Below are 13,769 nucleotides of genomic sequence, written 5' to 3' on the forward strand. Positions count from 1 at the left end.
GCTCTCATCGCCCCCGGTGATGACCCAACTCAGGCGGGGTTGAGCTGCCGGGAGCAGCGAAAGAGAGCGATCGTCGGGAACGAATCGCGAACGACCCCGAATGTTTGGGTGATAGCCGGTGGGTTTACCGCTTCAGCGGCGATGAGCTTGCCGGGCGCCGGGGTTGCCAGGGAGATGGCGTAATCTCCCTGGCACGTTCACCGTGCCGGGAACGTGCAGGGAAAACAGATCTATGGGTGAACGGAACTCCGCAAAGTAACAGAATCCCATCGTGGTTTGGATCCTCTCTTCCCGGTGGGGAGAGGACCAGGGTAAAGAGCTCAACCTTCAAGACTTACTCATATCACTCAACAGCACGGCAATACTCTTGCCACCCTCCGTTTGTTCAAGCGCAATTTTTACCGCAATGGTCAGCGGAACAGAAAGCAGCATGCCTACCGGGCCAAGCAGCCAACCCCAGAAGATTAACGACAGAAACACCACCAGCGTCGACAGCCCAAGCCCGCGGCCCATTATTCGTGGTTCGAGGATGTTGCCGAACACCAGGTTAATCAGCAGGTAGCCCGCCACGACGATCAGCGCGTCATATAACCCGTTGAACACCAGAACCTGTACAACAGGCGGAATCGCCGCCAGCACGGACCCAATGTTTGGAATGTAGTTGAGCGCGAAGGCCAGCAGGCCCCAGATAAAGGCAAACCGGACGTCGAGTGCGGCGAGCATGCCCCAGACCACCAGCCCCGTGACGATGCTAATTGCCGTTTTAAGGACCAAATAATGGCTGACGCTATCCAGCGCGCGCTGAATGGCTCCCATGCCTTCTTCCGGACGGGACATCAGTTGCTGCAGTTTGCGCGGCAGCTGCGGGACTTCAATCAGCATAAACACCACGGTGAGCAGCAGCAGGAAGATGGAGGTCATCGCGTTAGAAAGCTGAGTGAGTAGGCCGGTCACCAGCGTCATCAGCGCGTTAGGATCAACGTACTTTATTAATTCGTCGACAGAAACCGAGATCCCTGCTCGCTGCAGCCAGGGCTCAATCGTCTTTAACGGTACGACCAGCGAAGAGCGGTACTGTGGCAGAGTGCGCGCCAGCTCGTTAAGCGAAGTGCCGAGGTAGGCAAGCAACAGCACCATACTCAGAATAATGACAACCACCACCAGGATAATCGCCAGCACGCGCGGCACCCGCACCCGTTCAAGGCGGTGAATCAGCGGGTTAAGAATAACGGCAATAAACAGGGCAAGAATAAAAGGCACAATGATATCTGCCGCGGCTTTAATGCCCACCAGAATAATGACCAACATACCCAGCATAATCACGGCTTTTAACGCTTTCAGAGTAATAATCGATTTAGCCATCGTTGCTGATTCTCCAGTTCGGCGGGTCGAAAAATAATACACCACTGTTAAAACATTCATCCATTAATTACGCTATTTTAAACGTTGAAAGCAGTTTAATACATTACTGTCAGGCTGCTGTGTAGCGTAAAGGAGTGTAAATATCAGGCGCCGATTTACCAAATTATGCTATAAAATTAGCGTGTTTAACTACCGAGGACAATTTTCTATCCGCAACTGACGAGAAGCAACACCGCGGATAAGTTGGAAAAATTATGGACAATATGTTCAGCACTTCTTTAAATCATCAATTCGTTTTCGTTATCTCCACATCTTCACTCTCCGGTGAGCAGCACTGGCGCAACGCGCTATAGTCCCTTTCTTCTGACAATTTTTTTGGTTTTTTAATTTGCTCTTGCTCGTCGTCTTGACGTGTCTTGCAGACTTTTTGCAGCACTATTTTCTCTGTCAGGAGAGAAATCATGATTTACTGGATTTTACTGGGACTGGCTATCGCTGCCGAAATTACCGGCACTTTATCTATGAAATGGTCAAGCGTCAGCGAAAATAACGCAGGTTATATTTTCATGCTGGTGATGATCGCGCTTTCTTATATTTTACTGTCGTTTTCGGTGAAAAAGATTGCCCTCGGCGTGGCCTATGCCATGTGGGAAGGGATTGGCATTCTGTTTATTACCCTCTTCAGCGTCCTGCTGTTCGATGAATCCATTTCGCCATTAAAAATACTTGGATTGACCACGCTGGTTGTCGGTATTGCGCTGATTAAATCCGGTACGCGAGCGAAAAAAGCGCGCCCGGTGACGCCAGAGAAGGGGGAGCATCATGCCGTCGTTTGAGTGGGTTCACGCTCTGTGGCTGCTGCTGGCTATCGTTCTGGAAATCGCCGCCAATATATTATTAAAACAGTCGGATGGTTTCCGTCGCCCGCTGTACGGCGTGCTGTCCCTGCTGGCGGTTCTGGCGGCATTCAGCGCTCTGGCGCAGGCGGTTAAGGGTATCGAACTGTCCGTCGCTTATGCGCTGTGGGGCGGGTTTGGTATTGCCGCGACCGTCGCCGCGGGCTGGATCCTCTTCGGCCAGCGACTCAACCGCAAAGGTTGGATAGGCCTCGGTTTACTGCTGGTCGGGATGATTATTATCAAAATTGCCTGATCTATCACGCTGCCCGCTAATTATTCGGGCAGCGCTTTCCTCCAGGTGTATTACGCTTATTTTACGGTAAAAGAGCCTTCTCTTAATTAATAGCCGGTTATCTCAACGTTATTTCACTTAAAAGAGAGATGAAATTGCGTAATCCCATTAGCTGGAAAAGTACGCCCGTTGCCGGAACCCTGTTTGCCATGGTCTTTATGGCAGGGATCGGGCTGATCGTTTCTATTATCGCGTTGCTGTACCTGTCCCTTCACCTTATCAGTAGTAAAACCAACGAGATAGATGAGCATCGAAGCGCGATGTCGGTGCAGGGGGCTATTCAGACCTCGGTCAACCGCGTGTGGGCGCTGGTCATTGACAATGCCGTGTGGGATGACGCCGTGAATCAGGTTTATCGCCCGGTACTGGACGTGAACTGGCTGTATAACACCTGGGGCGCGGGCTACAAAATCAATAACCTTTATGACGGCGTTTACGTGCTGGATGAAGGGTTCAATATCCTCTGGGGCTCTTTTCGCGGCCAGCGAGTGGCGGGGCGGGATATCAGCCTGCTGGGTAAGGGATTTGAAGCTCTGGTTCATCAGAATGCCCAAACGCTGAGGGACGATAAAAAGATTTTCGCCGGTATCACCCAAACTGAATATGGCGTGTCGTTTATCGGCATTGGCCTGATTCGTCCGATGCTGGGGCGGCTTCAGGTGCGCGACGCCACGCGCCGCTATCTGGTGATTGGCCGACAGATTAATAGCGGCATGCTTAAAGAGCTGGGTAACACGTTTCAGATTGAAAACCTGCGCTTAACGTCCAGCCCGTCGGTTTCGTCCAGCGTACCGTTAGACAGTACGTCAGGTGAGACGCTGGGCTACCTGAGCTGGCGGCCAAGGCTGCCGGGCGCGGAGGCGGCACATGCGGCATCGGCCGACATTATGCGCATTGCGGTGCTTGCCGCGGTGCTGATTCTGGTGTTTATCGCCATCAGTAGCCTGGGGTTGTACAAGCTGGCGCGTGGTGAAAAGCAGGCCAGAACTATCGCGCTGACCGACTGGCTAAGCCATTTGCCTAACCGCCGGGCATTGATCGAGCGGCTGGAAACCATCAGCAAGCGCGGCGATACCGATGAGAAAAGCGTGGTGTTTATCGATCTCGACGGCTTTAAGGACGTGAACGATATTTACGGGCACGACATTGGTGACAAGCTGATCGTCACCATTGCTCACGAGCTGCGCGACAGGGTGCCGGAAAACGGCATGCTGGTCAGAATGGGCGGAGATGAGTTTGCCATGATGCTCGGCGGCGAGCACGCCGGGGAACACTCTTCTGCCTTTGCAGGCTCGGTGCTGGATTTCCTGAGCCAGCCGATTCCCGTGGGGGAAAACACTATCCACATCAGCGCCAGTATCGGCATTGCCTGCGGTTCGCTGGTCGATTGCAGCAGCTCTGAGCTTTTCCGCCGTGCGGATATCGCCATGTACCATTCCAAAATTACCGGTAAAGGGCGCACCACTTATTATGATGCGGCGCTAAACAACGTTCGTGAGCGTCGGTTAATTATCGAAAATGATATTCGCGCAGGCCTGGCGCGGGATGAGTTTGAGGTCTGGTATCAACCTATTATTGATGCGCGTAGTCAGGTGATGACCGGCGTTGAAGCGTTGGTACGTTGGCCACGTCGTCCAGGGGGAGAGCTGTTACCGGATGCGTTTATCACCGTGGCCGAAACCAGCGGTCTGATTTACGCCCTGGGGCAGTTTGTACTTCGCCGCGCGTGCCGCGATTTACAGCCCTTTGAGGATTTACGGTTGTCGGTGAATATTTCCCCGGCGCAGTTCCGTGACCCTGAGTTTGAAGATAAGGTCGCCAGGGTATTGCAGGACACGCAGTTTTCGGCGCAGCGGCTGGAGCTTGAGGTTACCGAAAGCTACGTGCTGGAAAACCCGGAACGTGCGCTGGCGGCCATCCGTAATCTTAAATCTCAGGGGATGGCGGTGGCGCTCGACGACTTCGGCAACGGCTATTCGAGCATTGGCTATCTGCGCCGCTTTAATTTCGACACCATCAAAATAGACAAATCGCTGGCCGGGCTGGTGGACAGCGATGAGCAAGCGCTGGCCCTGGTCAGCGGCACGGTGCGGATTGCCAGCGCCCTGGGAATGGCGGTAACGGCGGAAGGGGTGGAAAACGACTATCAGCTAAAGCTGCTATGCCTTGCGGGTTGTGACCGGCTGCAGGGGTACTTCTTCAGCCAGCCGGTGCCGCTGGACGCAGTCTTATTGCTGCGCCAGCGGCATCAGGCATAGTGCTTACTGTGCCAGCGCTTCCAGCCGGTCGCGGAAGCCGGTGACAGAAATAGCCCGGTTATCCGCACGGTAGCGGTCTTTCGCCGCCGGTGCAGAGCTTTGCACTGCAATCAGCTGCCAGCCCTCGGCGGTATTCAACAGCAAGGGTGAACCGCTGTCGCCGGGCAGGGTATCGCACTGGTGCGACAGCACGGACGCTTGTGCCCAGCCGGTTATCAGGCAATTGTTATGGGTATACAGGTCGTCCAGATGATCCAGCGGATAGCCGGATTGCGTGACTTTGCGATCCTGCGTTTTTAACGCTTCGGTCAGGGCGTCCTTGTCGCCGGTAAACAGCGGCAGCGGCGTGATCCCCGAAGGCGGATTGCGGATAATAATCAGGCCAAAGTCATAGGGTGCGGCGCTCGACGGTACTATCCAGCCGTCTCCGTCCGGCTTAAGGCGGCGACCCAGTGATTTATCCACCCGGCCTTCAATATCATGAATTTCATAGCGCCATTGCCCTTTGTGGGAAATAAAGCGCAGTGCAATCGCTTTATCCGCTTTACCGCGCGGCGGCTGCAGCAGGCAATGTCCGGCGGTTAAAGCCAGATGCGGGGAAATGAGTGTGGCGGTGCATAGATTGCCGCTGGCGGTTTCCAGCTGGCCGATGGCATCCCAGGGGGCATCCTGAGGATTGGTGACGCGAATACGGTCATCTTTACCGAAGAACAGCGTTTTAACGTTAGCCGGGCTATCGTCATCATCCGCATGACCGAGTTGAGGTAAAAGGATCAAAGCTCCTAAAAACAACACAACACTTTTGCGCATAGCTTTCTCTGAAGGGGCTAATAATTATGGTTTTTATAGATGAAGTAACTATAGTCGGAACGGACCGAAAGTGGGAGTAAAAACAGCAGACTACGCTATCAGAGCCAGAAGCTCAGCGTAATAATACCGCAGATGATCAGCAGGGCGAGGATTAACTCGAAACTGTAGCGTCGCAACATTATCCGCACTCCAGAAATAAGTACGTGCTAAAGGCTGTGCCTTATTCCTAAGAAAACACCCGGCAAGCCGGGTGTCTTTGTAAACGTTTTAAGGTAAACGCTTTAAGCTAACGGGTTACCCCGTCTGGCTTATGCTGCTGGCTGTGCAGCTGGTTTAGCAGCGGCTTTGTGATGTTTTTTCACGTGTTTTTTAGCAGCCTGAGCTTTCTGTGCAGCTGGTTTTACTGCTTTTTTGTGGTGCTTTTTGGCAGCCTGAGCTTTCTGCTCTGTCGCTGGTTTAGCGGCTTTTTTGTGTTTCTTTTTAGCAGCCTGCGCTTTCTGAGCGGCAGCTTTTTTGTGTTTTTTATGGTGAGTTACTTTTGCAGCTGGTGCTTTAGCAGCAGGTGCAGCAGCGGTGGTTGCTGGAGCAGCAGCTGGCGCGGTAGCGGTAGTGTCAGCAGCGAAAGCAGCAGAAGACAGACCCATAGCAGCGGCAACAACCAGAGCTAATACTTTTTTCATTTCGACATCCTCGAATTTGTTTATATGTAACCCCACTGCGGGGCCGTTGAAATGAACTATAGGCTGGGGAGACTAAGTCTTCAGTGAGTGATTGGTATCGGCGTGTAACGTAATGTACAACGCCGGGTACAGACGACCCGGCGTGAGGTGTTTACAGGTAACGTGATTCTAAATGCTTGCGGAAATACAATGGGTTGAGATCTTCGCCCGTCGCATTTGTTATCAGCTGTGAGGTGGTGAAACGGCTGCCGTGCTGCCAGATATTTTGTTTTAACCAGTCAAACAGCGCCCTGAAATCGCCACCGGCAATCTCCTGCTCCAGGTTTGGCAAGGCGCGAGAGGCGGCGCTAAACAACTGTGCCGCATACATGGCACCGAGCGTGTAGGACGGGAAGTAGCCGAACGCGCCGTCGGTCCAGTGAATATCCTGCATACAGCCGTTGCGATAGTTACCCTCGGTGGACAGGCCAAGCCAGGACTGCATTTTCTCATTCCACAGCGACGGGATGTCGTCGACTTCGATATCGCCGTCGATAAGCGCCCGTTCAATCTCATAGCGCAGAACAACGTGCGCCGGATAGCTCACCTCATCAGCATCAACGCGAATAAAGCCGCGCTCAACCTGCTGGTTAACGTTGATAAAGTTGTTTAATTCGAACGCCGGCTGCGGGCCAAAACGCTCAATCACCTTCGGCAGCAATAGCTTCAGGAAAGGTGCGCTGCGGCCAAGCTGCATTTCAAAGAACAGGCTTTGCGATTCGTGGATAGCGGTAGAGCGGGCCAGGGAAACGGGCTGGCCAAGCCATTCACGCGGCAGGTTCTGTTCGTAGCGAGCGTGGCCGGTTTCATGGATCACGCCGAACAACGAGCTGAACAGCTCTTCTTCGTTATAGCGCGTGGTGATCCGCACGTCCTCAGGCACGCCGCCACAGAACGGGTGTGCGCTGACGTCAAGACGGCCACCGTTAAAGTCGAAGCCCAGTAGCGCCATGGTATCAAGGCCCAGCTGGCGTTGCGTTTCCGTAGCAAAGGGGCCTTGTGGAACAAGCGTTTTCTCTTTGGCCTGCTTGTCGACCACGTTCTGCAGCAGGTTCGGTAGCCAGTCACGCAGGTCGCCAAACAGCACGTCGAGCTTGGCGCTGGTCATACCTGGCTCGTAGATATCCAGCAGCGCGTCGTAGCGGGAAATGCCTTTTGCCTCCGCCCGCAGACGGGCTTCCTCGCGGCTGACGCGAACGACCTCTTTCAGGTTCGTGGAAAAACCCTGCCAGTCGTTGGCCGGGCGCTGGGTGCGCCAGCCGTGTTCACAGCGGGTGCCCACCAGCGATTTTTCTTCAACCAGCGCGTCCGGCAGCAACACGGCTTCCTGATAATGGCGGGTCATTTCGCGCAGGTTAGCGCGCTCAACGTCATTAAGATCTTCCTGAGCGGCGGCCTGCAGCAGAGTAGCGATTTTTTTGTCGGTCAGGATCTGGTGCTTAAGCACGCTAAGTTCAGCGAGGGCCTCGCCGCGAGCCTGACTGCCGTTAGCCGGCATCATGGTGGACATATCCCAGCCTGCAATGGCAGACAGGTGATCAAAACGGGACAGACGCTGGAAGGTTCGGGTCAGGTGATTATAGTTTTGCTTTTCCATATGGCCTCGTGAACAGGTTGTTAACGCCAAAGAAAATAGCATTAAGCTTACCTGAACACGAGAGCGGCAGCAGGTTAGTGTGCTTTGTGGTGTAAACGCGAGGCGACAAGCAGAGCGACCAGCAGCAGCGAGCCGATAAACGCCGCAACGCCGTTCCAGCCGAACTGGTGCCAGAACACGCCGCCGAGGGTGCCTGCGAGACTGGAGCCAAGGTAATAGCTAAACAGATACAGCGAGGAGGCCTGGCCTTTTGCGCGGCGTGCGCGTGGGCCAATCCAGCTGCTGGCAACCGAGTGGGCGGCGAAAAAACCTGCGGAAAATAGCAGCATCCCGGCAAAAATCACGATAAGCGAGGAGAAAACGGTCAGCGTCAGGCCAAGGAACATAATGGCCGTGAAGCCAATCAGCACCGGCCCACGGCCATATTTAGCGGTCATTGCGCCTGCTTTTGGCGAGCTCCAGGTGCCGGTGAGGTAGGCCACGGAGAGCAGGCCCACAATGGCCTGGCTGAGGAACCACGGCGCTTCCATCATCCGGTAGCCAATGTAGTTAAACAGCGTGACAAACGCCCCCATCAGCAGGAAGCCCTCGGCAAACAGCAGCGGCAGCCCTTCATCACGCCAGTGCAGGCGGAAGTTAATAAACAGCGTTTTTGGCCGCAGGCTGGAGGCGCGGAAATGCCGGGACTGGGGCAATATTTTCCAGAACATCAGCGCCGAGGCGAGGGCAAAACAGCCGATAGCCGCCACCGCCACGCGCCAGGTAAAGAAGTCGGTCAGTACGCCGGTAATAAGCCGGCCGCTCATACCGCCGATGGAGTTCCCGCTAATGTATAAGCCCATCGAGAAGGCCACCACGCTGGGGTGCATCTCCTCGCTGAGGTAGGTCATGCCGACTGCCGCAACGCCGCTTAAAGAGAGGCCGATAAGGGCGCGCATAATAAGAATGCCGTGCCAGCTGGTCATCAGCGTCGACAGCAGGGTACAGCATGAGGCCAACAGCAGCGCGGTCACCATCACCTGTTTACGGCCAATGGCGTCCGAAAGCGGGCCGGTAAACAGCAGGCCGATGGCCAGCATGGCGGTAGACACCGAGAGCGAAATACTGCTGCTTGCCGGGCTGACGCCAAATTCACGCGATAACACCGGCAAAATAGGCTGGACGCAATAAAGCAGGGCAAAGGTGGCAAGGCCGGCGGAAAACAGCGCCAGCGTCACGCGCATAAACTGGGGTGTACCTCGTTTGATATAGCTGACAGAGTGGGAAGCAGGGCTTTCGTCGGCATCCTCTGTCGGGGCGGTGCTGACGGTAGTTGTACGACTCAAGATAAATCCTTACGCGGGCGTTAACTTATTCTTTACAGAGTAGAAAAGTGTAAATGTTCTGTCTAATATATTAATAATCTCAAATGATACTTTAAACATATGAATATTGAGCTGCGCCATCTTCGCTATTTTGTCGCCGTCGCCGAAGAGCTGCATTTTGGCCGGGCGGCCGCCCGGCTGCGGATCTCCCAGCCGCCGCTTAGCCAGCAAATTCAAATCCTTGAAGAGCAAATCGGCGCCCGACTGCTGGCGCGCACCAATCGTAGCGTTAACCTGACCGCGGCGGGGCAGCAGTTTCTCAGCGATGCCCGGCAAATTCTTAGTCAGGTTGATGCCTCTGCCGCACGGGCCGCACGCCTGCATCAGGGGGAAACCGGCGAGCTGCGTATCGGTTTTACGTCCTCCGCGCCGTTTATTAAAGCAGTTTCAGACAGCCTGTCCCGCTTTCGCAAGCGTTACCCTGACGTGCATCTCCAGATGCGTGAGGTGAATACCCGCGAGCAGATTGCGCCTCTTAACGACGGTGAACTGGAGCTGGGGCTAATGCGTAATACGCGCCTGCCGGATACCCTGAACTGGACGCTGATTTTGCGTGAACCGCTGCTGGCGATGGTTCATCGCGACCATCCGCTGGCCAGCAGCCGCTCGGTATCGCTTAAGCAGCTTGCGCAGGAGCCGTTTGTTTTCTTTGATCCGCACGTTGGTACCGGGCTGTACGACGACATTATCGGCTTACTCCGACGTCATCATATCGTGCCGTACATCACTCAGGAGGTCGGTGAGGCGATGACTATCATTGGGTTAGTGTCTGCCGGGCTTGGCGTGTCAATTCTCCCTGCTTCGTTTCACCGCATTCGCCTGAGTGATGTTGTATGGTTGCCGATTGACGAGCAGGAAGCGGAGTCTGAGCTGTGGCTGGTGTGGCCGAAGCACCGGGAATTATCGGCGGCGGCAAAGCGTATCTCGGCGCTGTTAACCGAGGCGTCTTCAGGGCTAAAATAGGGCGAATGTGGCGGGATTATGTGCGGTAAATCACAACCCTACGTAAATATTTGACGACCCCACTTGAAGTGTTTAACCATAGCCTAAAAGTTTATTTCGAAGCGCGAAAATAAAGGGAGTACCACGTGGTTGCTGATAGTCAACCGGGCCATATCGATCAGATTAAGCAAACCAACGCTGGCGTTGTTTATCGCTTGATTGATACCCACGGTCCGGTGTCGCGAATCGATCTTTCCCGCCTGGCGCAGCTGGCTCCGGCCAGTATCACCAAGATTGTACGGGAAATGCTTGAAGCGCATTTGGTACAGGAAACGGAAATTCAGGATCCCGGCAGCCGGGGGCGCCCCGCGGTGGGCCTGATGCTTGAGACGGAAGCCTGGCATTACCTTTCAATACGCCTGAGCCGCGGTGAAATCTCTCTTGGCTTGCGCGATCTTAGCAGCAAGCTGGTGGTAGAAGATGTCGTGGAACTGCCGATTACCGACCCGCAACCGCTGCTGGAACGTATTGTTTTCCAGGTCGACCAATTCTTTATTCGCCATCAGCAAAAGCTTGAGCGCCTTACCGCCATCGCCATTACGCTACCCGGAATTATTGATACCGTGCGCGGCATTATTCATCGCATGCCGTTCTACGATATCTGCGATATGCCGCTGGGCGAAGCGCTCGAAAACCACACGGGTGTGCCGGTATTTATCCAGCACGACATCAGCGCGTGGACCATGGCAGAAGGGCTTTTTGGCGCCTCTCAGGGAGCCAGAGACGTCATTCAGGTAGTGATTGATCATAACGTGGGGGCCGGGGTTATCACCGATGGCCGCCTGCTTCACGCCGGCAGCAGCAGTCTGGTGGAAATTGGCCATACGCAGGTCGACCCGTACGGGAAACGCTGTTACTGCGGCAACCACGGCTGCCTGGAAACTATCGCCAGCGTGGAAAGCGTGCTGGAGCTGGCGCAGCAGCGTATGAGCCAGTCTATGGGCTCGATGCTGCACGGTCAGCCGCTGAACGTGGAATCACTGTGCGATGCCGCGCTGAGCGGCGATCTGCTGGCGAAAGACATTATTATCGGCGTTGGGCAAAACGTGGGGCGCATTCTGGCTATTATGGTCAACCTGTTTAATCCGCAAAAAATCCTTATCGGTTCGCCGCTTAACCGCGCAGCCTCTATCCTTCACCCGGCTATCACTGACTGTATACGCCAGCAGGCGTTACCTGCCTATAGCAGCCACACCATTGTGGAGGGGACGCAGTTTAATAACCGCGGAACCATGGCCGGAGCGGCGCTGGTAAAAGACGCAATGTATAACGGCTCTTTACTAATTCGCCTACTGCAGGGCTGATCTTACGCCCTGATTCACCAAATATTGCGCTATCTCAATCTGGCTACAGCGCCATTCTTTTAGACTTTCCCGGGTTAATTTTTCTCTTTATTTTTTTCTTGCTAGCATTACCTCGGGAGACAGTCATGCTTAAGCGTTTCTTTATAACAGGTACCGATACTGCCGTAGGGAAGACGGTGGTTTCACGAGCCTTGCTGCAGGCGTTGTCGGCCAGCGGTAAAAGCGTTGTCGGCTATAAACCGGTCGCGAAGGGCAGTAAAGAGACGCCAGAGGGGCTGCGCAACAGGGATGCGTTGGTACTGCAAAGCGTCTCGACGATCAAACTGCCTTACGAAGCCATTAACCCCATTGCACTCAGCGAAGAAGAGAGCAGCATCAGCCATCACGGGCCGATTAACTATTCGCTGCTGTCGAGCGGGCTGCAAAGGCTTTCCGACCAAATGGACCACGTCGTGGTGGAAGGCACCGGCGGCTGGCGTAGCCTGATGAACGATCTGCGCCCGCTGTCTGACTGGGTTGTTCAGGAACAGTTACCGGTGCTGCTGGTGGTGGGGATACAGGAAGGATGCATCAATCACGCCTTACTGACCGCCCAGGCCATTGCCAGTGACGGCCTGCCGTTTATCGGCTGGGTAGCTAACCGCATCAACCCGGGCCTTGCGCACTACGCTGAAATTATCGACGTGCTCAGTAAAAAATTACCGGGGCCGCTGGTCGGTGAGCTGCCGTATCTGCCCCGAGCAGAACAGCGCGAGCTGGGCGCATATATCGATTTATCCCGGTTGCGCAACGCTCTGACGGTAGACCGACTGCGGGCGTAGCCAGCGCGACAGCGTTGAGGCGATAACGCAGGTCAGCAGTAAACCGGGGAGCAGCGTAAACTCCCCGGTCATTTCACAGATCATCAGCGTCGCCATAATCGGCGCATGCGTTGTTGCCGCCAGCAAAGACGCCATTCCCGCCAGCCCCAGCAGGATAATCAGCGGTTCGCCCCCTCCCCATAGCCCACAAATCTGCCCAAACAGCATTCCCAGCGCCGCACCCATAAACAGCGTTGGCGTAAACACGCCGCCCGGTGCCCCGGAGCCGCTGCTTGCCATCACCGCCAGCAGTTTGCACAGCAATACGCCAGCCACAAACAGCAGCGCGGGTGGGCTGGTCAGAAACGACTGCACCACGCTGTACCCGTTGCCCCAGGCGGTTGGCGTCACCAGCGAAAGCAGGCCGACAATCAGCCCGCCGAGCGCCAGCTGTAACGGAGGAGACAGCTTAAGTCCGCGAAACAGCGTACTGCTCCTGGCCAGTAGCCACAGCATTAGCGGGCCAATGACGCCCGCCGTTAACCCGAGCAGCGCCATCAGCCCGTAGTGGGAAGGCAAAGGCGGGTCGAGCAGGGTGACGATGTAAAGCGGCGTCTGTCCGCCGTTCAGCAAGTGGGTCATCAGCAGGGCGCTGACGGCGGCAATCACCACCGGCCCCAGCGAGGCAAGCATCAGCGAGCCAAATAAGATTTCCGCGATAAACAGGCTTCCCGCCAGCGGCGCGTGGTAGGCGCTGGCCATTCCGGCTGCGGCTCCGCACGCGACCCATAGCTTCCACTCTTTGCCCGGGGTAAAGCGCTGGGCAAACACGGAGGCAAACACCGTTGCCAGCAGGATCATCGCCCCTTCACGGCCGATTGCGCTGCCGCTTGCCACGACGATCAGAGAAGCGGCGGACTTAACCAGGCTGGAAGGAACGTCCAGCCGGCCGTCGCCGGTTTCAATGGCTTCCATATAGTCGGTTGGCGCAGAAGGGCGCTGACGGGTTGCTCGCTGCCAGCCCCAAAGCAGAAGCCCGGCCAGCAGGCCGCCTGCCGCAGGTGTGAGTACGCGCCGCCAGGGGGCAAGCGCCGCCGCTGCCGCGACAAGGCTGCCGCCGCTATCGCCAAGGAAGGCGTTTTCAAGCAGATACATAGCCTGACGAAACAGCCAGACAACCAGCGCGGAGGCCAGGCCAATGAAGACCGCAATCACCAGGCGGCGAAGCATTTCTCTGATGTCAGGAAAGGCGTGTAAACGGTGCATAGCGCATAAAGTAGCGGGGGAATGGCGCTATTGTGGGGGAGAAAACGAATAAGCTCAAAAGGAAAATGCGCCACCCGTTGGCAGCGCATTAAGTTG

General features: G+C 55.4%; 13 protein-coding genes. 7 read left to right on the forward strand and 6 right to left on the reverse strand.

Annotated elements, in window-relative coordinates; translation table 11 throughout:
* Positions 1–183, forward strand: a 183-nt coding sequence (locus tag VGM55_RS23245) for a hypothetical protein (RefSeq protein WP_331636871.1), incomplete at its 5' end; no start/stop codon positions are given.
* A 144-nt stretch (positions 184–327) separates the two neighbouring features.
* Here the strand turns inward: VGM55_RS23245 and VGM55_RS23250 are convergent.
* Positions 328–1,362 carry an AI-2E family transporter gene (locus tag VGM55_RS23250; protein ID WP_331636872.1) on the reverse strand — a complete coding sequence of 345 codons (1,035 nt, stop codon included), beginning with the start codon at positions 1,360–1,362 and terminating at the stop codon, positions 328–330.
* A gap of 458 nt (positions 1,363–1,820) precedes the next feature.
* Between VGM55_RS23250 and mdtJ the strand changes: the two genes are divergently transcribed.
* The 3 genes from mdtJ to VGM55_RS23265 all read left to right on the forward strand — a co-directional run bounded on the left by mdtJ (position 1,821) and on the right by VGM55_RS23265 (position 4,811).
* Positions 1,821–2,198, forward strand: a complete 378-nt coding sequence (gene mdtJ, locus VGM55_RS23255) for a multidrug/spermidine efflux SMR transporter subunit MdtJ (RefSeq protein ID WP_331636919.1) — start codon at positions 1,821–1,823, stop codon at positions 2,196–2,198.
* Positions 2,185–2,514 (forward strand): multidrug/spermidine efflux SMR transporter subunit MdtI, encoded by a 330-nt coding sequence (mdtI, locus tag VGM55_RS23260; protein ID WP_154185820.1) that lies wholly within the window; start codon positions 2,185–2,187, stop codon positions 2,512–2,514. The genes mdtJ and mdtI overlap by 14 nt, the downstream gene beginning before the upstream one ends.
* Positions 2,515–2,642: 128 nt before the next feature.
* Positions 2,643–4,811: a bifunctional diguanylate cyclase/phosphodiesterase gene (locus VGM55_RS23265; protein WP_331636873.1), complete on the forward strand. Its 2,169-nt coding sequence runs from the start codon at positions 2,643–2,645 to the stop codon at positions 4,809–4,811.
* 3 nt (positions 4,812–4,814) lie between these two features.
* On the opposite strand, the gene VGM55_RS23270 is transcribed toward VGM55_RS23265, so the two are convergent.
* The 4 genes from VGM55_RS23270 to VGM55_RS23285 form a co-directional block, all read right to left on the reverse strand.
* Positions 4,815–5,621, reverse strand: a complete 807-nt coding sequence (locus VGM55_RS23270; RefSeq protein ID WP_154185818.1) for a trypsin-like serine peptidase — start codon at positions 5,619–5,621, stop codon at positions 4,815–4,817.
* A 308-nt stretch (positions 5,622–5,929) separates the two neighbouring features.
* Entirely contained in the window at positions 5,930–6,301 is a 372-nt protein-coding gene (asr, locus tag VGM55_RS23275; RefSeq protein WP_331636875.1) for an acid resistance repetitive basic protein Asr, read from the reverse strand.
* A 151-nt stretch (positions 6,302–6,452) separates the two neighbouring features.
* The gene (locus VGM55_RS23280) at positions 6,453–7,937 is read right to left on the reverse strand and encodes a carboxypeptidase M32 (RefSeq protein WP_331636876.1); all 1,485 of its coding nucleotides are present in this window, start codon (positions 7,935–7,937) and stop codon (positions 6,453–6,455) included.
* A 74-nt stretch (positions 7,938–8,011) separates the two neighbouring features.
* Positions 8,012–9,262 (reverse strand): MFS transporter, encoded by a 1,251-nt coding sequence (locus VGM55_RS23285; protein WP_331636877.1) that lies wholly within the window; start codon positions 9,260–9,262, stop codon positions 8,012–8,014.
* Positions 9,263–9,361: 99 nt separating this feature from the next.
* On the opposite strand from VGM55_RS23285, the gene VGM55_RS23290 reads away from it, so the two are divergent.
* The 3 genes from VGM55_RS23290 (at position 9,362) to bioD (ending at position 12,428) form a co-directional block, all read left to right on the forward strand.
* Positions 9,362–10,264 carry a LysR family transcriptional regulator gene (locus VGM55_RS23290; RefSeq protein WP_331636879.1) on the forward strand — a complete coding sequence of 301 codons (903 nt, stop codon included), beginning with the start codon at positions 9,362–9,364 and terminating at the stop codon, positions 10,262–10,264.
* 125 nt (positions 10,265–10,389) lie between these two features.
* Positions 10,390–11,607 (forward strand): sugar metabolism global transcriptional regulator Mlc, encoded by a 1,218-nt coding sequence (gene mlc, locus VGM55_RS23295; protein ID WP_331636880.1) that lies wholly within the window; start codon positions 10,390–10,392, stop codon positions 11,605–11,607.
* A 125-nt stretch (positions 11,608–11,732) separates the two neighbouring features.
* Positions 11,733–12,428, forward strand: a complete 696-nt coding sequence (bioD, locus tag VGM55_RS23300; RefSeq protein ID WP_331636881.1) for a dethiobiotin synthase — start codon at positions 11,733–11,735, stop codon at positions 12,426–12,428.
* On the opposite strand, the gene clcB is transcribed toward bioD, so the two are convergent.
* Complete coding sequence (gene clcB, locus VGM55_RS23305) at positions 12,381–13,673, reverse strand: voltage-gated ClC-type chloride channel ClcB (RefSeq protein WP_331636882.1); 1,293 nt, start codon at positions 13,671–13,673, stop codon at positions 12,381–12,383. The genes bioD and clcB overlap by 48 nt on opposite strands.
* Between the last annotated feature and the right edge of the window lie 96 nt (positions 13,674–13,769).

The sequence above is a fragment of the Cedecea sp. genome (assembly GCF_036500665.1).
In the GTDB taxonomy this organism is placed as follows: domain Bacteria; phylum Pseudomonadota; class Gammaproteobacteria; order Enterobacterales; family Enterobacteriaceae; genus Cedecea.